This is a genomic window from Pseudomonas sp. Ost2 (assembly GCF_018326065.1).
Lineage (GTDB): Bacteria > Pseudomonadota > Gammaproteobacteria > Pseudomonadales > Pseudomonadaceae > Aquipseudomonas > Aquipseudomonas gingeri.
The window spans coordinates 2,095,954-2,117,551 of the sequence record NZ_AP021904.1; the positions used below are offsets into that span (position 1 = coordinate 2,095,954).

A 21,598-nucleotide genomic window follows, 5' to 3' on the forward strand; every position below is an offset into this window, starting at 1 on the left:
CGCTCATGCCGTGAGCCCGGCCTTGGCCAGCAACCCCGGGACATCGATTTCATCGATCTGCTGGGGTTGCAGGTAGCGGTTGGCGTACTGCAGGTAGATTTCCTCGCGCATGAACAGCTCGAACAGTTCCGGATCGATATGGGCATCGCGGCACATGCCGGCCATGATGCCCAGTGCCTCGCTCAGCGGCTTGGCCTTCTTGTAGGGACGGTCCGCCGCGGTCAGTGCCTCGAAGATATCGGCAATCGCCATCATTCTCGCCGGCAGGCTCATCTGCTCGCGCCTCAAGCGTTTCGGATAACCGCTGCCGTCCATCTTCTCGTGATGGCCGCCGGCGATTTCCGCGACCGTGGACAGGTGGCGGGGAAAGGGCAGGTGGCTGAGCATCATGATGGTCTGCACCATGTGATGGTTGACGATATAGCGCTCCTCGCGGGTCAGGGTGCCGCGGGGGATGCTCAGGTTGTACAGCTCGCCGCGGTTGAACTTGTGGGCCGGTACATCCAGCTGGAAACCCCAGGGGTTGTCGGCGGGCATCTGTTCGGCGGCGCTGCGTTCGAACAGGTGCTCGGGCTTGTCGGCCAGCAGCTGCTCGATGGCGGGCAAGGGCGCGGCGGGACTGTTTTCCTGGCGCCGGTTTTCTTCCCAGGACACGCCCAGGCGATCGTCCAGGGTCCGTGTCCAGGTACGTCGGGCGATGCCGCGCAGGCGTTCCAGGTCGGCCTCGGCCATGGCCTCGCCACCCAGGTTGCAGCGGGCGACAAAGGCAAAGTCGGCATCCAGGCTGCTCAGGCTGGCATCGCGGGTGGTGGCGAGGGCCTGTTCGTCGCCGCCGTTTGCCCGGGCCTGCCAGTAGTCGATCCAGGCGTCGCGCTTGAGCACTTCGAAACGGGTGCGTATTTCGTGGATGCGGTCGTAGAGGGTTTCCAGCTTGGTGGCCTTGTCGACCACGTACTCCGGCGTGGTGACCTTGCCGCAATCGTGCAGCCAGGACGCCACATGCAGCGCCTCCCACTCGTCCGGCGAGGGCTGGTAGTCCTTGAACGGCGCCTGTTCGCTGGCCGCGGCGGCTTCGGCCAGCATCAGGGTCAGGACCGGCACACGCTGGCAATGACCGCCGGTGTAGGGACTCTTGGCGTCGATGGCCCCCGCGAGCAACTGGATGAACGCGTCGAGCAGTTGTTTCTGCCGCACCTGCAGGTGCTGGCTCTCGATACAGGCCGCCGCCGCGCCCGAGACGGCGCTGATAAAGGCGATCCGGTCGGGCCTGAGGTTTTCCAGGTCGGCCTCGGTGCCGCTGTCGGGCAGCAGCAAGGCCAGGACCCCGACGGTTTCACCGTGGCGATTGTGCAGGCGAACGCCGATCAGGTGGACGCTCGGCGCTTCCAGGGCGAGCATTACCTTCTGCAGGTCGGCGGCCTGCTCGAAGCCCAGGGTCGCGACGGTGCTGTCGTGGTTGTCGAGTCGACTCAGCCAGGCTTCGCGTCGGGTATCCGCCACGGCATCGCTGCGAATGGCGAAGTGCCGCGGGTCGTGCTGCTCGCCATCGATGATCAGGCCCTGCGGCTCGAGTCGCTGGTTCTCCGCGTTGAGCAGGTACAACAGGCCCGCGCGGGCCTGGCCGATCTTCATGGTTTCGTTGAGCACACGCTGCAACAACTGTTCGAAGCGGGTTTCCGCCGAGAGGCTGGCGGATATCTCGAAAAAACTGGCCAGGGTGCCTTTCATGCGGGTCATCGACACCGTCAGTTGGTCGACTTCCAGGACCGGCGAGTTCGGAGTGGCGGGGTAGTTGAAATCGAAGCTGCGGATCGCATCGGCCTCCCGCACCAGCGCCCGCAGGGGCTTGACCAGGAGTCTGGAGGTCAACCAGCCCAGTGGCAGGCACAGCAGGAGCGTGGCCAGGGTCAGCAGTGCCCCTTGCCAGCGGATCCGGTAGGCGTCTTCGAGCAGTTGGTCTTCCGGGACCAGCAGGGCCAGGTGCAGGCCGCTGGGACCACCCTCCGAGAGATTGCTGCGAGCCACGATCCAGCGTCGGTCCAGGGTGCTGAAGTGATTGCCGGGTCGGGTCGCCGGATCCATGAAACGCTGCAACACCGGGCTCAGGTCCGCGACTTTCGCCAGTTGACTGCCGCCCTGGTGGGTCAGGCGGTTGTAGTCGGGGTAGGCCACCGCGTTGTCCTGGTCATCGAACAGGACGATTTCGGTGTCGGGGGTGACCTTGTGCTTGCCCAGGGTCGCGGACAACTCCGCCAGGGTCAGGTCCGCGGCCACCACCACGGTCGAGGCGCTGCGTCGGGCAAGGGTGGTACCGACGTTGTGCGTCGAGAAAAACACATAGGGCTCGGTGGTGATCTGGCCTTCGCCCTCCAGGGCGCTGTCGAACCAGGAGCGGGTACGGGGATCGTAGATTTCCTCGGGATTTTCCTGGCGGCTGATCAGGGCGAGGTTGGCGTCGTAGAACAGCGACTGCGATTGCAGGCTGCCGTCCGTGGTATTGCGTTCGATGCTCCAGACCTGGAAGGCCGCCGTGTCCGGGGCCTTGACGTAGGCGCGCAGGAGCGGATCGCGCAATGGCCGGACCATGAAAAAGTCGCCGCTGGTGTAACCCAGGTACAGCGAGGCGAGGTCGGGATTGTCATTGAGGGCCTGGGTGAACGGCTTGAGCAAGGCCAGGCGCTGTTGCAGGTCGGAGGCCTGGTTGCGGCTGTCGATGGCCAGCAGGCTCAGCAGGTGGCGAATCGGCTGGTAGGTGTTTTGCAGGTCCAGCTGGACGTCGTCCTGGATCCTGCCGAAGAGTTTGTCGCTGCTGGAAAGGATGATGCGGGTGGTTTGCTGGTAGTTGAACACCCCCAGCAGTGCGCCGGTGAGCAAGAGCAGGCAGGTGAACAGGATGCTGATGTGGATGTGCAGGGGGAACCGGCGCCTGGGGGCGGGCATTGAACTGGGCATCGCAACTGTCTCCTTGGTGATGCGGTGCACTTGCTCAGCGTCCAGGCGGGCAACGGTTCGCCGAAGATCGGGCGGTCTCGTTTGTCGTGGGTCCTGCCGAGAGGGGGGGACTGTGCACGGACAATGCTCCGCCCTGGGTGTTTTTTACTCCATTTCAGAGGGTTTTGTCTGGTGGGGGGAACTCTCCTGGCCGGGATTTTTTTCCGGCAGTCGGGCCAGGTGCTGTTGCAAGGCAGCCTCCAGGGCTGACATGGCTTCGAGGATCGCGGCCCTGGCGTTGTCGATCACATTCGCGGAAACATTCTGCTCGCAGGCTTTCTCCAGGTGTTCACAACGCTCGACCAGGGTCCGGGCCTGGATGATCCGGGCCGCGCCCCTGATCTTGTGGGCCATGTCCATGAACGCGCCGGGGCCGGACTGCAGCGGCAGTGCGATCAATTCGTCGCGATCGTTGCGGCAACTGTTGAGCAATTCGTCCATCAGCCGTCGCACCAGCAGCGGTTCGCCGCCGGTCAGGGCGTTCAGGCCTTCGATGCTGAAGGGGGGATCGAAGGGCAGCGGGCGCAGGTCGACCAGCTTCTTGTTCAGTGCGGTCAGGCTGATCGGCTTGAACAGGCAATCATCCATCCCGGCCTGCAGGCAGCGGGTGCGTTCTTCCGGCTGGGCGTTGGCGGTGAAGCCGAGCACCGTGCAACGTGGCCGGGCCTGTGCGGCCTCGTGTTCACGCAGGCGACGAGTCAGCTCGTAACCGTTCATCACGGGCATGTTGCAGTCGACGATGACCAGGTCGAAGTGTCCGTCCTTCCAGGCCTGCAAGCCGGTCGCACCGTTCTGCTCGGTGCTGAATCGATGCCCGAGAAAGCCCAGTTGCTGGCACATCAACAAGCGATTGGCAGGATGATCGTCGACTACCAGCACATTCAGTTCATGCAGGGCCGGGGGGATCTCCGGCTCACGCTCGATCACGCCCTGGATCGGCTCCAGGCAGCCGAGCTTGAGTGACACCGTGACCTGGGTGCCCTGGCCGGGGACGCTGGAGAGGGTCAGGGTGCCGCCCATCATTTCACAGAGACTGCGACAGATCACCAGGCCCAGCCCGGCACCGCTGCGGGCCAGGTGCCCGGAGTTGTCGGCCTGGGCAAACGGCTGGAACAGACGCACCTGGTCGGCGTGGCTGATGCCGATGCCGGTGTCTTCGACCCGCAGTTGCACGTCGACCTGTTGCGGATCCGCGGCAGGCTGGATGTTCAGGCCGATGCTGATCTGTCCCTGCTCGGTGAACTTGATCGCGTTGCTGATCAGGTTGGACAGGATCTGCTTGAAGCGCAGCGGATCGACCAGCACGTCGCACGGGCGGTTCTGTGTCGGCGCCAGCATCACCAGGCTCAGGCTTTTCTGTCGGGCCAGGCCATCGAACACACGGGCGACCGAGTCCACCAGTTCGGTCAGGTTGACGCGTTCCGGGGACAGGCTGAGGCGGCCGGATTCGATGCGGGCGATATCGAGGATGTCGCCGATCAGTTCCAGCAGGTCCTTGGCCGAGTTGTAGGCGACCTCGATGGCGGGGCGGTCGAGATGGCCCTGGTCCGCGCGCCTGAGGGTCAGTTCGAGCATGCCGATCACCGCATTCATCGGCGTGCGTATCTCATGGCTCATGGTTGCCAGGAAGGTGCTCTTGGCCCGGTTGGCGTCGTCCGCCTGTTCCTTGGCCGAGCGCAGTTCCTCGAACAACTGGCGTCGTTCGCTGATATCGATCCAGCCGCCGATGATCCCCTGCACGTCGCCCAGGGAGTTGCGGTAGGGCAGGATCCAGTGGTAGATGGCCAGTTCCCGCCCGCCAATGTGCAGGGTGCGATCACAGATCAGCGGCGTGCCTTCGTCGATGACCCGCAGGTAGTCGGCCTGGTACTCGTCGGCCTCCTGCTCGTTGCCAAGGGCCCGCGCGCCGTCCTGCACGCTTTTGCCGACGACATCTTCGAGCTTCGCCGAGAATGCCTCCAGGTAGCTGTCGTTGCAGGTCTGCAGCAGGCCCTGGCGGTCACGCACGTAGATCGGGTGCGGGGTGCCATTGACCAGGGCCCGCATGAATTCGAACTGGTCGCTCAGGGCCCGCTCCGCCAGTTGGCGCTGACGGATCTGGCGGCGCATGTAGGCGTTCCAGGTCAGCGACAGCAGCAACAGCACGCTGGCGCCGATGACGACCTGGATGATCAGGCGATGATAGTTGCGCCAGTAGCTGTCGGAAGCCGGCGTGTAGCCGCGCCAGCGGCTGTTGACGATGCCCAGTTCGTCAGGCGCGATGCTCAGCAGTGCCTTGTCCAGGATCGAGCCCAGTTCGGTGGCGCCGCGTGCGGTGGCCAGGGCGAAGACCGCCTGCTGGGTGCCGATGGTGGCGCTGATCTGCAGCTTGTCTTCGAACACCTGCGAGGCAATCAGGTAATTGGCGATCACCAGCGAGCCCACCGCGCCTTCCACCTGACCCTGGGCGAGCAGTTCGACCGCCTTGAGGCTGTCATCGGTTTCCACCAGGCGGATCTGCGGGAAGTCGTTGCGCAGGTAGTCGGTCAGCGGATTGCCGCGGGTGATGGCCAGGCGCTTGCCCTGCATCTGGTCGAGGTTGCCGGGGCTGTCCTTGCCTTTCGCCGTGAGCAGGACGAAGGAGTTCTCCATGTAGGGGCGGCTGAAGTGCAGGAGGTTTTCCCGCGTATTGGTCGGGCTGATGGCGGCAATGACGTCGGCCTTGCCGCTGCCGATGCGGCCGATCATGTCGTCCAGGCTGCGGGACTTCTGTATTTCGAAGCGCAAGCCGGTGCGCAGGCGGATCAGTTCCAGCAGGTCGGCCGTCACCCCGCGAAAGTTGCCATCGGCATCGAAGAAGGTAACGGGCGCGAGGGCCTCGTTGACCACCACCCGCACCAGCGGATTGGCCTTGAGCCACTGTTCCTCGCGGTTGGTCAGCTGCAGCTTGTGGTCGGTCAGCAGGATATCGCTGCCAGCGCTCCAGCGTTGGGCGATGCTCTCGCGCTCGCCGGTGGGGATGGCCTGCAGGATGCTGTTGAGGATGCCCAGCAGCAGCGGGTTGTCGCCCCGTACGGCAAAACTGAAGCCGTAGGCCTCGTGCTTGCCGAAATTGGCCATTTTCACATTGCGCAGGTAGCCCTTGTTGATCAGGTAGTGGGTGGAAATGGTATCGCCCAGGAAGACATCGGCCTGATCGAAGGCAACCGCATTGATGGCATTCAGGTAGGAGGGGTAGAACTGGATGATCGCGTCGGGATACAGCGTCTTGATCTCATCCAGCGGCAGGTAGTGGTAGACCATGCTCAGGCGCATGCCGGCCAGGCCGTCGGTCAGTGAGCGGGTCTCGCCCTCGCGGGTGACCAGTACCGGCTGGTCGACGGCATAGGGGATGGACAGTGCGATGTTCTTGTTGACGGCTTCGAAGCCATTGGCACTCCCGAGCAGGTCGATCTTGCCGTCCTCGAGGGCCTGGATTGCCGCTTCGCGGGTTGCAAAGCTCTGTACCTTGACGGGCAGGCCCATGGCCCTGGCGAGAATACCTGCGTAGTCCGCCGTGATGCCCTCGTAGTCACGCCCGCTGACCGTCATGTCGAACGGCGGATAGTCCGGGGCCGAGGTGCCCAGCACCAGCGTGCGGTGGTCCTCGATCCAGCGGCGTTGTTCCTTGTCGAACCGTACCTCGAGGTGGCCGCTGCTCGAACGGCTGAGCAGGGCGAAGTGGGTGACATCGCCGGTTTCTGCAAGCGCTGACAGGCACAGGAACATTCCCGTGATGATTGCCAGATAATCCTTTAAGCGCGTGGGCATCCGTTTTCTCACACTACCGCGTTGCGTTTGGCCATTTCGATCAGCTCTACCAGGGATTTGGCTTTCAGTTTTTGCATCAGGCGTTTCTTGTAGGTACTGACGGTCTTGTTACTGAGGAACATGCCCTTGGCGATTTCCTTGTTCGTCCGCCCTTGGGCGAACAGTTGCAATACCATCAGTTCCCGGTCGTTCACCAGTTTGAAAAGTTCCATTTCCGGATTTGTCGCTTCATCTTTTCGTCCACCGATCAACGCCTGGCTAGGGAAGTAATTGTAGCCGGATAATACCGCTTTCACCGCGCTCATCAATTCGCTCAAGTCTTCCGTCTTGCAGACATACCCGGCGGCTCCCGATTGCATGCAGCGAATGGCAAAGAGCGAGGGCGATTGTCCGGTCAATACCAGCGTTTTCAGCGAGAGGTTCATTCCGTCCAGGCGGGCCAGGACTTCCAGCCCATCCAGCTTGGGAATGCTGACATCGAGAATGACCAGGTCCGGCATGCATTCGCGCACCATCTGCATCGCATCGACGCCATTGTCCGTCTCGCCAACTATTTCATAACAATCTTCCTGTTCCAACAATATCCTGATGGCAAGGCGGACAACGGGGTGGTCGTCGACGATAAAAACCGAGTTCATAATAAAATCCCATACGAGCTTCGTAGAAAGCGCGCACATTAGCTCAGTTGCACCCCGAGGCGCATGAATAGAGGCGCCTACAGAAGCTGTATAGGAATATTCCTACTTTAATTAGGCTGTTGACTTACGCTCTTGGCAAGCCAAAGGTGGAAGTGTGCGACCTTTTAGATTTTTTGGTTATGAATGTTGGTTTAGTGTTTGTGGTTTTTTATAGATTCTTAGGAAGTATCCTACAGATAGGTGGATCGGTATTTGTAATATTTATGTACTTGGATTGTGTACCTTGGCGGCATGACTGAAGTGTTTTCCTCACGCTGAATGATTTTTCGTCATCCGCTGCCTTTCAAACGCCAATATGTTTTTCAGCGCGAGGCCATTGAGGGGTTTGGTCAGGCAGCCCAGCAAGGGGATATTGCGCGACACGGCCGCTTCGCTGAGCACCTGGAGCTCTTCGAGGCTGAGACTGCTGAGCAGGATCGCCTGTTTGATCTTGCCGCGCTGATTGGCGGTCTGGATCAATTCGAGTCCCAGCAGGTCGGGCAGGCACTGGTCGCAGAGCATGAGGTCGAAGGGGGCCGGCGAGGCCTCCATGGCCGTCAGGGCTTCGGCTGCGTTTGAGGTCGGGGTGAGGAGATGGTAGCCGTAGCTGTTGAGCAGGCTCTGTGTCGCGGCCAGTTGAAAGGGATGATCCTCCACCAGCAATACACGCAGGTTTTGTTTGGACATGCGATTTTCCAGGCGAACTACCTACTTCGAACAAGGCTTCAGGAGCAGGCGTGGAACAGGGGGGTGGGCCTGAAGTCGGGCGCTTGTTGAGCGAGGGGTCGGATTGAGTCCGGGTGGCAGACTAAGAGGGAATGGATTATTTCAGCGGGTCCAACATAGTCTCCATCAGGTGATTCCGGGGCAAATGTAGGCTTTCTCCGTGTGGGACGCGGGCATCGCTGTTCGCTCGTGGGCCCGCCGGCTTGGCGCCAGCGGGCCCGCGGGATCACTGGGGACTGGAGCGGCCGGTCATTTCCCGGGCCATTTCGCTGGCGTAGCTGTCGGTCATCCCGGCGATGAAGTCGATCATGCGCAGGAACGAGGTGTGCAGCGGCCAGTCCGGGTGAGGTGCATTGTTGCCGAGCAGGTCGAGGATCCGCCGGTGCTTGAACGACGGCGTACGGCCGCCATGCTGCTCCAGCGCGGCGCCGCAGAACGCGTTCAGGAGGATTTCCAGGGTGGTGTAGGCACCGATCTCGTGGAGCGTCTTGCGCTTGTCCTGGAAGATCTTCTTGCGCGCGATGTCCTTCGCGTTGAGCACGCAGCGCTTGGCCGGCCCGTGCATGTGTTCCACCAGGTCGCCCGACAGGGTCCCGGCGAGCAAGGCATCCTGCTGTTCGACAAAGGCCCTGGCAGCGGCGTTGGTCAGGTGCTCGATGGCCTTGCCGCGCAGGATCGCCAGCTTGCGTCGCCGCGAGTCCTGCGGACCCAGTTGCCGGTAGGTTTCCGGCAGGTCGTCGCCCACCAGCCCGAGCAGCAGCGACTCGACTTCCGCGTAGTTCAGCAGATCCATCTCCAGGCCGTCCTCGAGGTCGATCAGGGCGTAGCAGATGTCATCGGCGGCCTCCATCAGGTAGACCAGCGGATGCCGCGCCCAGCGCTGTTCTTCCAGCTGCGGCAGGCCGAGCTTCTGGGTGATCTGTTCGAGGATCGGCAATTCGCTCTGGTAGCAGCCGAACTTGTGCTTCTTGTAACCCAGGGAATCGGCGTGCCGGGCGGTCCAGGGGTACTTGAGGTAGGTGCCGAGGGTCGCGTAGGTCAGGCGGGTACCGCCGTCGAACTGGTGGTATTCCAGCTGGGTCAGCACCCGGAAACCCTGGGCGTTGCCTTCGAAATTGAGGAAGTCGGCACGCTCGGCGACGCTCATGTCGTCCAGCCAGCCACGCCCGGCCGCCTGCTGGAACCAGTGGCGGATCGCATCCTCGCCGGAATGGCCGAAGGGCGGGTTGCCGATGTCGTGGGCCAGGCAGGCCGATTGCACGACCATGCCCAGGTCGCTCGGCTCGCACCAGTCGGGCAGGGCGCCGCGCAGGGTTTCGCCGACGCGCATGCCGAGGGAGCGACCGACGCAACTGACTTCCAGCGAGTGGGTCAGGCGGGTGTGGATATGGTCGTTGCTCGACACCGGGTGCACCTGGGTCTTGCGCCCCAGGCGCCGGAAGGCTCCGGAGAAGATGATACGGTCATGGTCTTTGTGGAAAGGGCTGCGTCCCAGCTCTTGCGGGCTGTGCAGGGGCTTTCCCAGGCGTTCGCGGTTGAGCAGGGTTTGCCAATCCAAGGCGCGTTCTCTCCGTCGGGTGATTGAACCACCAGCTTCCCGGTTAGGCGGCGCGCCTGCAAGCAAAAACTACAAGCCGGCGGCGTCGATATCGATCAGCAGCAGACGCTGGCCGTTGTCGAAGAACTGTCCGGCGGTCAGGCAATACTGGTTGCTGGTGGCATCGCGGTAGGTGCTGGACAGGGTCAGGCGGCGTTCATCCCAGCCTTCGGCCAGCAGGTGATAGAAATACGGGCGCCATGACCAGTTGTGGCCCAGGTAACTGCTGTCGGCGTGCCAGGCATGGTTGCGCCACTCCAGGTTCGGCGTCAGTTGCGTGCCGTGCCGGTCGCATTGGTAAAAGCGCAGCAGCCAGGGATAACTGTCGAGTTGCGGCAACTGGCTGATCGGCGCCTGGGCCTGGGCCCAGGCCTGGAGGATGCCCATCAGCTCGCCCAGTTGCAGGCGCAGGCTCATCAGTCGGGCGCGCTCGGCGAGTTTTTTCTGTACATAACGTTCACGCAATTCGGCGAACCGCGCGACGAAGGCATCGCTGGGGAAAAAGTCCAGTTCGGCCCTGGCAAACAGATAGCCCTGCACGTAGCGTGAACCGCACTCCAGGGCGAAATTCAGCTCGGCTTCGGTTTCCACCCCTTCGGCGATGATCCAGCAGCCGGTCTTTTCCGCCATCTGCGCCAGGGCCTTGACCACTTCGCTGCTGGGTCCGCCACGGGCGGCCGCCTGGAACAGGCGCATATCGAGCTTGAGAATATCCGGCTGCAGGGCCAGGACCCGATCCAGTTGCGAGTACCCGGCACCGAAATCATCGATGGCGATCCGCGCTCCGGCTTCGCGATAGCGGCTGACCGCTTCCGAGAGGCGCGAGCTGTCACCGCTCAATTCGGTGATTTCGAAGACGATACGCCGTGGGTCGACACCGTGCTGCTGCAGTTGTTTCAGGCTCGGCAGGGCCTGGCCACTGCTCAGGCGGCTGATCCAGCGGGGGGACATGTTGAGACTCAGGAACCACTCCGCGGGGGCTTCGTGCAGGCGGCTCAGGGCGTTGTCGCGGATCTGCCGGTCGAGGCGACGCAAGGCCGCGGACGGCGTGCGCGGGTCGGCGAACAGCGGTCCCACGGAGGTCAGTTGCCCATCGGCCTGGCGCAGTCGGCCAAGCGCCTCGACGCCGGCGATGCGTCCGGTGGCGGTATCGATAAAGGGCTGAAAGCAGGCGAGCGGTTGCCCGTCGATCACGGAGCCTCCTTGGTCGGTGTTATGGGGCTGGCTGGCACACGGGCAGGGTGGAATGGCGCGAACCACGGAAAACCGCCGTCGGTTCGCGTTCGATCCATTGCTACTGCAAGAATGCAGCCAGATTCACCGGGATCAGCGTTTGCCGGATGAGCCTTGCAGTGCCAGCCTGATCAGCGGAAGCAGGCTGGTGCCCAGGCGGATCAGGCGGGACAGGCCATTGAGGCCGCTGCCCTTGGCGCCCTTGCCGCCGAGAAAGCCCAGCAGGGTGACCACGCCGATCCCCCATAGCGGGGCGTGCTTGATACCGAGATTGTCCTGCCAGTTCTGGCCCAGGCCGCGCATGCGTTGCAGTGGTTGCAGCAACTGCGCGGACTCATGGCGGATTTCCTGGCGGTGCATTTCCATGCGCAGGCGAATCAGCGCCTTGCGCATTTCCCGGCGCGAGCTGTTCTGTTTCAGTTCGGGGGCACTCATGGCAGCAGTCGCTCGCGGTCGTTGGCCAGCTCTTCGAGCGTGGCGTGGAAGGGAGAGGACTCATCGAAGATCGCCGCCTTCAGGCGCAGGCCACAAAACAGTGCCGCCAGCGTATAGAAGGCGCACAGGCCGATGATGCCGGTCAGGCGATAGGTGTCCCAGACCAAGATCAGCACCAGTGCCGAAAGGCCGATCAACAGCAGCAGGGCGAACACCAGCGCCAGTCCGGCGAACAGCAGCAGGCTGACGGTGCGGGCCTTCTGTTCCTGCAGTTCGATGCCGAACAGCTCGACATGGCTGTGCAGCAGGCCGAGGAAGGCGGCGCCCAGGCGGCGCGTGGAGGAGCGGGTGCTGCCCGCTTCATCGCTCGCCATGATCAGCGCCGCGTGGCCAGCAGGCCGATCAGGAAGCCGATCCCGGCGGCGATGCCGACGGACTGCCAGGGATTGGCCTGGACATAGTCCTCGGTCGCCACCACGGCGGCCTGGCCGCGCTCGCGCAGGGACGCCTCGGTCAGTTGCAGGGTCTCCCGGGCCTTCAACAGGCTGTCGTGAATCTGCGCGCGCAGCTCGTCAGCCTGGTCGCCGGCCAGGGTCGCGGTATGTTCGAGCAGACGTTCCGTGTCGCTGACCAGGGTCTGAAAATCCGCCATCAGTATTTCCTGAGCAGTCTTTGCCGTTTTGCTGACCATGGTGTTCTTCTCCTTGAGAGGCGTTGTGAAAGGCGTGTGACAGGTTCGAGTACAGGCCGTGGGCGAAGGTTCACTGCGATCGGCTGGTACAGGTTTTGCTATGTGCTGGTGCGTTGCTGCCGATGCGTGCGCCGTATCTGGGCGTCGATCGGCGGGAACCCGCGAAAACCTTACCCTAAATAATCAAAATACGCGGAAAAAACCGAAGTGGTCCCTGACCCTGTTCTTCGCCCTGCGCCAAAGCGGTTCGCCGCCAGTCGCCGATTGCGCCAATAGAGTGCGAAAAGTGGGCGCGTTGAACAGCTTTGGTGCTTTTCCCTGACTTCAGGTCTGCCGTCTCCATGGAAAATTTGCAAAGCGCTGTGGACACTCTGGTCCATGGCTCCAATACCCTGTTCATCCTGATCGGCGCGGTCATGGTCCTGGCCATGCACGCCGGTTTTGCCTTTCTCGAAGTCGGCACTGTACGCCAGAAAAACCAGGTGAATGCGCTGTCGAAGATCCTCAGTGACTTCGCCATCTCGACCCTGGCCTATTTCTTCATCGGTTACTGGATCTCCTACGGCGTGAGCTTTCTGCACCCGGCGGCGCAGATCAGTGGCGATCATGGCTATGGGCTGGTGAAATTCTTCTTTCTGCTGACGTTCGCCGCGGCCATTCCCGCGATCATTTCCGGCGGGATCGCCGAGCGTGCACGGTTTGCCCCGCAATTGTGCGCCACGGCGCTGATCGTGGCATTCGTCTATCCCTTCTTCGAGGGCGTGGTCTGGAATGGCAATTTCGGCCTGCAGGCCTGGTTGCTGGAGCGCTTCGGGGCGAGCTTCCATGACTTCGCCGGCTCGGTGGTGGTGCACGCCATGGGCGGCTGGCTGGCGCTGGCGGCGGTCCTGCTGCTCGGGCCGCGCCAGGGGCGTTACCGCGATGGACGACTGGTGGCGTTCGCGCCATCGAGCATCCCGTTCCTGGCCCTGGGGTCATGGATCCTGATCGTCGGCTGGTTCGGCTTCAACGTGATGAGTGCGCAGACCCTGCAAGGCGTCAGCGGCCTGGTGGCGGTCAACTCGCTGATGGCGATGGTCGGCGGCACGGTGGCGGCGCTGATCATCGGTCGCAACGACCCGGGCTTCCTGCACAACGGGCCATTGGCCGGGCTGGTGGCGATCTGTGCCGGTTCCGACCTGATGCATCCGGTGGGTGCGCTGGTGACGGGGGCGGTGGCCGGCGGGTTGTTTGTCTGGTGCTTTATCGCCACCCAGAGCAAGTGGAAGATCGACGATGTCCTGGGTGTCTGGCCGCTGCACGGCCTGTGCGGCGTGTGGGGCGGGGTGGCCTGCGGGATCTTCGGCCAGCAGGCGTTGGGCGGGTTGGGCGGTGTCAGCCTGATCAGCCAGTTGATCGGCACGCTGTCGGGCGTGGCGGTCGCGCTGATCGGCGGTTTTGCCGTGTACGGCGCGATCAAGGCGGTGCATGGCCTGCGCCTGAGCCAGGAAGAAGAGTACTACGGCGCCGATCTGTCGATACACAAGATCGGCGCGGTCAGCCAGGACTGATTCAGCCCCCGAGCAGGCGTGCCTCGCACGCTTCGATGGCGGCCAGTGTCCCGGACATCAGCACGGTATCTCCGGCGTGCAGGGCGGTATCGCCGTCCACCTCGAGTTCCTTGCCGGCGCGCTGCAGGCCCTGGACTTCGACGCCCAGCTGTTCGAGTTCAAGGGTATTGATCGACTGGCCGCAGGCATGGGCGTCGACGGCCAGGTTCACCGCGTGCATCAGCACCTTGGGCTGGCCCTGGGTGCCGAGCAGGTTGGTCTGCGCGCCGTGATAGAAACCGCGCAGCAGCTTGTAGCGGGTGTGCCGGACCTCATTGACCCGGGCCTGCACCTGCGGCTCGGCAACCCCGAGCATGATCAGCGCGTGGGAGGCGAGCATCAGGCTCGACTCCAGCAGTTCCGGGACCACTTCGTTGGCACCGGCGGCCTTCAGCTCGGCGAGCTGACTGTCGTCACGGGTCCTGACCAGGATCGGCACCGTCGTATTCAGGTGGCGGGCGGCCTTGAGGACGAGCATGGCGATATCGGTCTTGTCCACGGCGATCACCAGCAGCCGCGCCCGTTCGAGGCCGACGGCGGCCAGCAGGTCGCCACGACGTGAGTCGCCGTAGTGCACGCAGCTTTCACCGGCCGCCGCCTCGCGCACCCGTACCGGGTCGTCGTCGAGGGCGACGAAGCGTTGCTGTTCCCGGCGCAGGAAACGCCCGATGGACTGGCCGACGCGCCCGTAGCCGCAGATCACCACGTGCCCGTGCAGTTCCGCGTTCAGCGCGCTGATCTCCTCGAGCCGGGCCTCCTGGTTCGGCTTGCGGTGCAGCCGGGCGGCGATACGCGGGGCGGCCCGCAGCAGCAGTGGGGTGAGGACCATGGAGCAGAAGGTCGCGGCCAGCAGCAGGCCGCTGATATCAGCCGGCATCAGCTTGTTCTGCTGCATCTGGGCCATCAGCGCAAAGCAGAATTCACCGCCCTGGGCCAGGGCCAGGCCGCTGCGCCAGGCGGTTTCCGCATCGCTGCCGCGCAACCTGACCAGCAGCGCCACTATCGCGCCCTTGATCAGCAGCAAGGCCAGGGTCAGGCCGAGAATCAGCAGGCCGTGGTCGGCGAACAGTTGCAGGTCGATCAGCATGCCGATGCTGACGAAGAACACCCCCAGCAGGATGTCGCGGAACGGCCGGATATCGGCTTCGATCTGGTGGCGGTAGTGGCTTTCCCCCAGCAGCATGCCGGCAAGGAACGCCCCCAGGGCTGGCGAAAGCCCCAGCAGGTGGGTCAGCCAGGCAGTCAGCAGGACGATCACCAGCGCCAGCAGGACAAACAGTTCCGCCGAGTGCGATGCGGCGACCTCATGGAACAGCCGTGGCAGCAGCCAGCGGCTGGCCAGCAGCAGGCCGACGAACAGCACCAGGGTTTTCCCCAGGGTGATCGGCAGCGCCCAGTACCAGGCCTGGTCGCTGCTGCCGGCGAACACCGGGACCAGGGTCAGCAGCAGGACCGCGATCACATCCTGGAACAGCAGCACGCCGATCGCGTTCTGACCGTGGCTGCTGAAGATCTCGCCGAGACTGGTCAGCTCCTTGCTGACGATTGCCGTCGAGGACAGGGCGAGGCCGGCGCCGAGCATCAGCGCCGCCACCAGCGGCATGCCGAAGAACACCAGCAGGCTGCCCAGCGCCGCACCGGTACAGGCCACCTGCAGGCTGCCGAGGCCGAATACCACGCGGCGCAGGGCGAGCATTTTCGACAGGGAGAACTCCAGCCCCAGGGAAAACAGCAGGAACACCACGCCCAGCTCGGCCAGGTCCGGCAGGTTCTCGTTGTCGTTGACCCAGCCGAAAGCGGTTGGGCCGACCAGCAGGCCGACGCACAGGTAGCCCAGCACCGGTGGCAGTTGCAGGCGCCGGAACAGCGCAATCACCACCAGTGACGAGGCGAGGATGATCAACAGATTGGCAAACACAAGCGTCTCCGGTCAGGACCGACAAAAAAACCGCCAGCATCATGCAGGCGGGCAGGGCATCGATTGATGGCGGTCATCGTTTCAAAGCAATGTCTCATATTTGGCACGGTTCGCTATGCTCAACTTCGGAATGCCAGGGGGAGGCGTCCTTTCAGCGAGTAGACGACGGAGAGGAGTATGGAGCGTCTGTATTCTCTGCAGGGCCTGAGGGGCGCGGCAGTATTGGGGGTGGTGCTGTTTCACATGGCGGCGGTGGAGCTCAAGTACTCCGGTGGCGATGCGTTGCTGCCGGCGCTGGTGGACTTCTTCCAGTTGGGCGTCGATCTGTTTTTTGTCATCAGCGGTTTCGTCATGGTGATCGTCACCCGTGGACGCTTCCAGGACAAGGTCCAGGTCCAGCGTTTCCTGTTCAACCGGGTGTCGCGGATCTACCCCAACTACTGGCTGTATTTCTTTATCACCCTGGTGGTCTATCTGTTGTCGCCGACGCTGGTCAACAGCTCCCATGGCGGCTCGAACCTGCTGATGTCGTTCCTGCTGCTGCCCAACGAGCGCGTGCTGCTGGTGATGGTGGCCTGGTCGCTGGTGTTCGAACTGTGGTTCTACCTGGTGTTCAGCCTGCTGCTGGCCTTGCGCGAGCGCTGGCTGCCCGTCCTGCTGGCGATATGGGCGCTGGCGCTGGTGCTGTTCAACCTGCTGGACTCCTGGCAGGACTATTCGCCGGCGCTGAAGATCGTGCTGCATCCCTATGCGCTGGAGTTCATCGTCGGCAGTGCGCTGGCCCTGTTCTTCTATGGCCGGCACAGCGCGCGGGTGCCGACGGCGGTGGTCTGGCTGATGTTCGCCGCGAGCCTGCTGGTGGGTTTTCCGCTGATCTACCACTACCAGTTGTTCTTCAGCGAAGGGCTGGTGCGGATGCTCGCGGTCGGCCTGGTATTCGGTGCCCTGACCCTGTCACTGGTGCTGCTGGAACGACGCCAGCTGATTCGTTTTCCACAGTCCCTGGTGTTTACCGGCGACATGTCCTACACGATCTATCTGTCGCACTTGCTGGTACTCGGGGTGATCGGCCGCGCCTGGCTGGTGATCGGCAACTGGCCGGGGAGCCTGCTGGACAACCTGCTGTTCCTGATACTGATGATGGTCGCAGTGCTGTGCTACGGCTGGGTCGGCTACTCGTTCTTTGAAAAGCCGGTACTCGACCGCGCGACGAGCTACTGCAAGCGCCGGTTCCGCGGCGAGACATCGCGCCAGCAGACCGATGCCGCGGGACGACAGGTGAAGAACGATGGCTAAAGCCCTCAACGGCAACCTGGATGCGCTGAAAGTCCTGCTGGCGGTATTCGTCGTGGTGCTGCACTGCCATTTCATGGGCGGCAACTACACGGCGCCGGGCTATGTGCTGTGCAATGGCCTGTTCCGGGTGGCGGTGCCGACCTTTTTTGTCATCAACGGCTATTACCTGTGGCAGACCCTTGCCCGCGGCCACTCCTTCGCGCTCTGGTTCAAGCGCGGCCTGCTGCTGTACCTGTTCTGGATGCTGGTCTACAGCCCGACCTACACGAGTTTCGCCGCCCTGGGCAGTGTCGGTGGGGTGCTGGCGATCCTCAAGCAGTTCGTGATCGGTTATTTCCACCTCTGGTACCTGGTGGGCATGCTCGGCGGCGGGCTGATCCTCTACCTGTTGCGCCAACGGCCAACGGGCCTGCTGATGGTGCTGGCGCTGGGGGCATTCACGGTGGGCCTGGTGCTGCAATATGCGCGGGTCTATTTCGAATTGCCCAATGCCTTTCTCCAGCACTTCAACCAGAACGACTATACCGCCCGCAACTTCCTGTTCATGGGCTTTCCGTTCATGGCCCTGGGGTTTCTGCTGGCCCGCCACGGGGTGCCGGAAAAGGTCAGGCGGGGGCAGGTCTGCGGGGCATTCGCCGTCGGCCTGGTGCTGGTGCTGGGCGAGGCCTGGCTGAATTACTCGCATCAGGCCGATGCCCGGCAGAACTTCGATTTCCTGGTGTCGTTGCCCCTGATCACACCGGCACTGTTCCTGCTGCCGTTCGTGTTTTTCCGGGCGTCCACCAGCACTCTCAACGCCAAGCTGTCCTCGGCGCTCTACTACGTGCACCCGCTGTTTCTCTACGGGGCACTGTCGATGGGGTTGGCGTACGGCAACACCCTGACCGCCGTGGTCCTGGTCCTGGCCTTCCTCGCGGCGCCGCTGCTGATCCTCGCCAGCCGGCGCGCGCGGTTCATTCTCTGAGGCCGGCTCGACTGCCCCGGGCGACGGGCCTAGAATGAACCTTCATCCTGTCCCGGACCCTTTGCCATGCTTCCTGAATGCCAATTGTTCGGCACCCTGGGTTGCCATCTCTGTGAAGTCGCCGAATCGGTGCTGATGCCGCTGGTCGAACACGGCCTGATGGTCGAACTGGTGGACATCGCCGACAGCGAAGAGCTGTTCGAGACCTACAGCCTGCGGATTCCGGTGTTGCGCCGGGCGGATAACGGCGCTGAGCTCGGTTGGCCTTTCGATGCCGAGCAGGTCGTGGCCTTTGTGCGCTGAATCCTTCCTCTGAATCCCCGCGATCAACGCTGTCCCGACCCTTCTGTTTCATCAAATTGCCTGAGCTTGCACCCGCAAAACGCCTGTGCTTACGTCGCGTCATGACGTTTTGATGCAGCACGTTCGGTGGTGCAGGGAGGAAGTGAGATGAAAGGGAGGCAAGTGTTGCTGGTCAACCAATTGGGCGGACGCAAATTTCTCGCGACATTGGTGGTAGGTGTAAGCACCGCGACCTTGACATGGTATGGAAAGATTGATGGTGCAACCTATGCCATGGTGATCCTGGGCACGGTGGGTTCGTTCATCGGCGGCAACGTCTATGGAAAGGTCCATCCCAGGGAATCATGACCGCAGTGTGCGGCCGGTAATCCGTTGGCGGATTACGAAAAATTCAGTTACTGTATATTCATACAGTTTTCGTCTCGGTGTTGGGACAGGATGTCCACCATGACATGCGCACCCAGGGACGAAACCAGGAAAGATCAAGAGGGTAAAAGCATGGTCAACGTCGAACAATTGAAAGCCAGCGTGAACCGCATGTCCGCGGATGTCGTCCGCGAAGCGGTGCTGGAGTTGCGCCTCGATGGGCTGGTGACGGAGGGCAAGACGCCGTTCAACAAGCTGCATTTCAACACCTGCTTCGCGGAAATCGAGGCGTTGTTCCAGCGGGCGGGCTATCACCGCCAGCTGGATGTGGTGGGGTACCAGGGATTGCTCTATGCGCTGTACGATCCGGGGCGCTGGGAAGCGGTGGATGTGTTGCGCTGGCTGAAGGACTACACCGAGGCGGCCGGCGCGACCCTGGTGAAGAGCCAGCTGGCGGCCGGCTGAGGTCTGGCGGCGCGATTGATTGACGGGGCGCCCGGGTCTTGCCGGATAATGCCGGCCTAGCCAACCGTTCGAGCCCCGTCATGTCCGCTTTGCCTTTCAACGCCGCCGAAAACCAGGCCAGCACCCTGTACCTGCCACCGGGTGCCTGGTCCACCGTGCTGGAGTGCCTGTGCGAGCACTTCCAGGCCATCGGTCGCGAGCAGTGGCTCGACCGCATTGCCCGGGGCCGGGTGCTCGATGCCGAGGGCCGGCCGATCACGGCACAGCTGGCCTATCGCGAAGGCCTGAAGATTCATTACTTTCGCGAAGTGCCGAACGAGACGCCGATTCCGGTCACGGAGACGATCCTCTACGCGGACGAGCACCTGGTGGTGGCCGACAAACCGCATTTCCTGCCGGTGACCCCGGCCGGCGAATATGTCGAGCAAACCTTGCTGCGCCGGCTGATCCGCCGGCTGGACAACCCCAACCTGGTGCCGCTGCACCGGATCGACCGGCATACCGCCGGGCTGGTGCTGTTTTCGGCCAATCCCGAGAGCCGTTCGGCTTACCAGTCGCTGTTTCCGACCCGCCGGATCGAGAAGCGCTACGAGGCGATTGCCCGTGCCTTGCCCGAACTGTCCTTTCCGCGGGTCCACAAGAGTCGCCTGGTGGAGGGCGAGCCATTCTTCCGCATGCGCGAAGGCGAGGGCGCCAGCAACACCGAGACAGCCATCGAAGTGGTCGAGCGGAACGACGGTCTGTGGCGTTATGCCCTGTACCCGGTGACCGGCAAGAAACACCAGTTGCGGGTGCACATGGCTGCCCTGGGCGCGGGAATCTGCAACGACCCGTTTTATCCACAGGTGCTCAAGGACGTCGAGGACGACTACGCCAATCCGCTCAAGCTGCTGGCCCAGGCCTTGCGTTTCATCGATCCGGTCAGTGGGCAGGAGCGTCATTTCGAGAGCGAAATCATCCTGCACTGGTGAATCGGCGCGGGTGAACCGGGTTCAGTCCGGCATGGCGTGGGCCGCGCCGACCACCGCGCGCAGGCCCAGCAGGTAGCTGTCGACGCCGAACCCGCAGATCTGCCCCACGCTCACTTCGGCCAGCACCGAGGGATGGTGCAGGGTCTCGCGGCCGTGGATATTCGCCATGTGCAGTTCCACCACCGGGACCTTCAGGCGCGCCAGGGCATCGCGGATATCGTAGCTGCTGTGGGCCCAGGCCCCGGCATTGATCAGCACGGCGTCGACATGCTCGCTGGCGCCTCGTTCGATGCGGGCGCACATCGCCCCTTCGTTGTTGGTCTGGTAGCTGGCGACGTCGACCTGCAGTTCCCTGGCCAGGTTCAGCAAACGGGCGTCGATCTGCTCCAGCGTGATCCCGCCATAGCGGATCGGTTCGCGCTTGCCGAACAGATTGTGGTTGATGCCGTGGAGCATGAGGACTTTCATGGTTCGCCTCTCGTAGGGGCCCCTTTGCGCAAGGACACAAGGCCTGGACAGGGTTCTCCATAGAATAGGCGTCGGCGCCGGGTTGCGCCTGCCGACGGCCTTCTGGTCGTCGGAAACGACAAAGCCCGCACAGGGCGGGCTTTGCAGGGGGCTTGCGAAGGGCTTACAGCTCCTTGACGGTGCGCACCTGATCCTTGTTGATGCGGGTGTTCTTGCCGTCCAGCTGCTTGAACTCGTAGAAGCCCGATTCGGAATCATATTTAGGAGTGTCCACGGCCTGGATCTCACGCCCGTCGTTCAGGGTGATCACGGTCGGCGATGAACAGCCGGCGAGGGTCGCCAGGCCCATGGTCAGCATGAGTGCGGCGAGGGTCCGTTGAGTCATGGTGTTTCTCCAGAAAGAATTCGGATTGATTACTACTGAGACGACAGCATTTTCAGCAAGTTCCTCACCCGTGTCCATCCGGCAGGCTGTCGCAATGCTGAAGCAGACGCGGAGTGTTGAGATTGGCCAGCCGCGGATCGTCCGGCGGGCACTGCAGGGCCTGGGCCTGCAAGGGCAGCATGACCTTGCGCGGGCTGCGCTCGCCGGTTGCCCAGGCACTGGCGAACGCTGCGACCAGGGCCACGGGAATCACGCACAGCAGCGGCTCCCAGTGTTCGCCCTGGCGCACCATCAGCGGCCGGTCCGGGTGCTGGCCGGCCGCGTCGAGCATGCCCTGGAGCAGGTCGCGATCGACCTGCGGCACATCACAGGGCAAGACCAGCAGGTGCGAGTGGCGAGCCACCGCCAACCCGGCACGAATCCCGGCCAGGGGCCCGGGGAAATCGTCGCTGTCGTCGGATACCAGGCGGTCGGCGTAGGCCGCGTAGCGTTGCCGATTGCGGTTGCAGGAAATGATCAGGTCATCGGTCAGCGGCCGTGTCGTCGCGTGCAGATGGGCGATCAGCGGCTGGCCGCGCCATTCCAGCAGGCCCTTGTCCTGGCCGCCCATGCGTTGGCCACGGCCGCCGGCCAGGAGCAGAATGGAGACATTGATCAGCGACATTGTAAGCCTCGACGGGGACGGTGGCGGAGCCGGCCAGAGCCGGTATGACGGCCTCTATGAACCGCGGCGC

Annotated in this window: 20 protein-coding genes; 7 read left to right on the forward strand and 13 right to left on the reverse strand. The window is 63.1% G+C overall.

Going from position 1 to position 21,598, the window contains the following annotated elements; genetic code table 11:
- Nucleotides 1–3: 3 nt before the first annotated feature.
- The 9 genes from KI243_RS09385 to KI243_RS09425 form a co-directional block, all read right to left on the reverse strand.
- Nucleotides 4–2,952 (reverse strand): HD domain-containing phosphohydrolase, encoded by a 2,949-nt coding sequence (locus KI243_RS09385; RefSeq protein WP_177118921.1) that lies wholly within the window; start codon nt 2,950–2,952, stop codon nt 4–6.
- A gap of 144 nt (nt 2,953–3,096) precedes the next feature.
- A complete protein-coding gene (locus KI243_RS09390; RefSeq protein ID WP_212810721.1) occupies nt 3,097–6,780 on the reverse strand; it encodes a transporter substrate-binding domain-containing protein in 3,684 nt (1,227 codons plus the stop codon).
- An 8-nt stretch (nt 6,781–6,788) separates the two neighbouring features.
- Nucleotides 6,789–7,418: a response regulator transcription factor gene (locus tag KI243_RS09395; protein WP_042935256.1), complete on the reverse strand. Its 630-nt coding sequence runs from the start codon at nt 7,416–7,418 to the stop codon at nt 6,789–6,791.
- A gap of 309 nt (nt 7,419–7,727) precedes the next feature.
- Complete coding sequence (locus KI243_RS09400; protein ID WP_017125886.1) at nt 7,728–8,144, reverse strand: response regulator; 417 nt, start codon at nt 8,142–8,144, stop codon at nt 7,728–7,730.
- 265 nt (nt 8,145–8,409) lie between these two features.
- The gene (locus KI243_RS09405) at nt 8,410–9,741 is read right to left on the reverse strand and encodes a deoxyguanosinetriphosphate triphosphohydrolase (RefSeq protein ID WP_017125887.1); all 1,332 of its coding nucleotides are present in this window, start codon (nt 9,739–9,741) and stop codon (nt 8,410–8,412) included.
- A 69-nt stretch (nt 9,742–9,810) separates the two neighbouring features.
- Nucleotides 9,811–10,974 carry an EAL domain-containing protein gene (locus KI243_RS09410; RefSeq protein WP_017125888.1) on the reverse strand — a complete coding sequence of 388 codons (1,164 nt, stop codon included), beginning with the start codon at nt 10,972–10,974 and terminating at the stop codon, nt 9,811–9,813.
- Nucleotides 10,975–11,106: 132 nt separating this feature from the next.
- Entirely contained in the window at nt 11,107–11,448 is a 342-nt protein-coding gene (locus KI243_RS09415; RefSeq protein ID WP_177107440.1) for a hypothetical protein, read from the reverse strand.
- Nucleotides 11,445–11,822 carry a phage holin family protein gene (locus tag KI243_RS09420; RefSeq protein WP_017125890.1) on the reverse strand — a complete coding sequence of 126 codons (378 nt, stop codon included), beginning with the start codon at nt 11,820–11,822 and terminating at the stop codon, nt 11,445–11,447. The genes KI243_RS09415 and KI243_RS09420 overlap by 4 nt, the downstream gene beginning before the upstream one ends.
- A gap of 2 nt (nt 11,823–11,824) precedes the next feature.
- Nucleotides 11,825–12,139: a YqjD family protein gene (locus KI243_RS09425; protein ID WP_017125891.1), complete on the reverse strand. Its 315-nt coding sequence runs from the start codon at nt 12,137–12,139 to the stop codon at nt 11,825–11,827.
- Nucleotides 12,140–12,480: 341 nt separating this feature from the next.
- On the opposite strand from KI243_RS09425, the gene KI243_RS09430 reads away from it, so the two are divergent.
- Entirely contained in the window at nt 12,481–13,689 is a 1,209-nt protein-coding gene (locus KI243_RS09430) for an ammonium transporter (protein WP_042935257.1), read from the forward strand.
- 1 nt (nt 13,690) lies between these two features.
- Here the strand turns inward: KI243_RS09430 and KI243_RS09435 are convergent, their stop codons facing one another.
- The gene (locus tag KI243_RS09435; RefSeq protein ID WP_017125893.1) at nt 13,691–15,646 is read right to left on the reverse strand and encodes a monovalent cation:proton antiporter family protein; all 1,956 of its coding nucleotides are present in this window, start codon (nt 15,644–15,646) and stop codon (nt 13,691–13,693) included.
- Between the two features lie 177 nt (nt 15,647–15,823).
- On the opposite strand from KI243_RS09435, the gene KI243_RS09440 reads away from it, so the two are divergent.
- From KI243_RS09440 to KI243_RS09465, 6 genes are all read left to right on the forward strand, one after another.
- Nucleotides 15,824–16,942 (forward strand): acyltransferase, encoded by a 1,119-nt coding sequence (locus tag KI243_RS09440; RefSeq protein WP_212810722.1) that lies wholly within the window; start codon nt 15,824–15,826, stop codon nt 16,940–16,942.
- Nucleotides 16,935–17,906, forward strand: coding sequence for an acyltransferase family protein (locus KI243_RS09445; RefSeq protein WP_212810723.1), 972 nt, complete (start codon nt 16,935–16,937; stop codon nt 17,904–17,906). The genes KI243_RS09440 and KI243_RS09445 overlap by 8 nt, the downstream gene beginning before the upstream one ends.
- A gap of 66 nt (nt 17,907–17,972) precedes the next feature.
- Complete coding sequence (locus KI243_RS09450) at nt 17,973–18,209, forward strand: glutaredoxin family protein (RefSeq protein WP_017125896.1); 237 nt, start codon at nt 17,973–17,975, stop codon at nt 18,207–18,209.
- Nucleotides 18,210–18,371: 162 nt separating this feature from the next.
- Nucleotides 18,372–18,557 carry a hypothetical protein gene (locus KI243_RS09455; RefSeq protein WP_244861828.1) on the forward strand — a complete coding sequence of 62 codons (186 nt, stop codon included), beginning with the start codon at nt 18,372–18,374 and terminating at the stop codon, nt 18,555–18,557.
- Between the two features lie 150 nt (nt 18,558–18,707).
- On the forward strand, nt 18,708–19,040 hold the full coding sequence (locus KI243_RS09460; protein ID WP_017125898.1) for a hypothetical protein: 333 nt from the start codon (nt 18,708–18,710) through the stop codon (nt 19,038–19,040).
- Nucleotides 19,041–19,120: 80 nt separating this feature from the next.
- Nucleotides 19,121–20,011 carry a pseudouridine synthase gene (locus tag KI243_RS09465; protein ID WP_177084996.1) on the forward strand — a complete coding sequence of 297 codons (891 nt, stop codon included), beginning with the start codon at nt 19,121–19,123 and terminating at the stop codon, nt 20,009–20,011.
- A 21-nt stretch (nt 20,012–20,032) separates the two neighbouring features.
- Here the strand turns inward: KI243_RS09465 and KI243_RS09470 are convergent, their stop codons facing one another.
- The 3 genes from KI243_RS09470 to mobA all read right to left on the reverse strand — a co-directional run bounded on the left by KI243_RS09470 (nt 20,033) and on the right by mobA (nt 21,528).
- The gene (locus tag KI243_RS09470; protein ID WP_177084994.1) at nt 20,033–20,479 is read right to left on the reverse strand and encodes a type II 3-dehydroquinate dehydratase; all 447 of its coding nucleotides are present in this window, start codon (nt 20,477–20,479) and stop codon (nt 20,033–20,035) included.
- 163 nt (nt 20,480–20,642) lie between these two features.
- Entirely contained in the window at nt 20,643–20,864 is a 222-nt protein-coding gene (locus tag KI243_RS09475) for a YgdI/YgdR family lipoprotein (protein ID WP_017125901.1), read from the reverse strand.
- A gap of 64 nt (nt 20,865–20,928) precedes the next feature.
- The gene (gene mobA / locus KI243_RS09480; RefSeq protein ID WP_177084992.1) at nt 20,929–21,528 is read right to left on the reverse strand and encodes a molybdenum cofactor guanylyltransferase MobA; all 600 of its coding nucleotides are present in this window, start codon (nt 21,526–21,528) and stop codon (nt 20,929–20,931) included.
- Nucleotides 21,529–21,598: the final 70 nt, after the last annotated feature.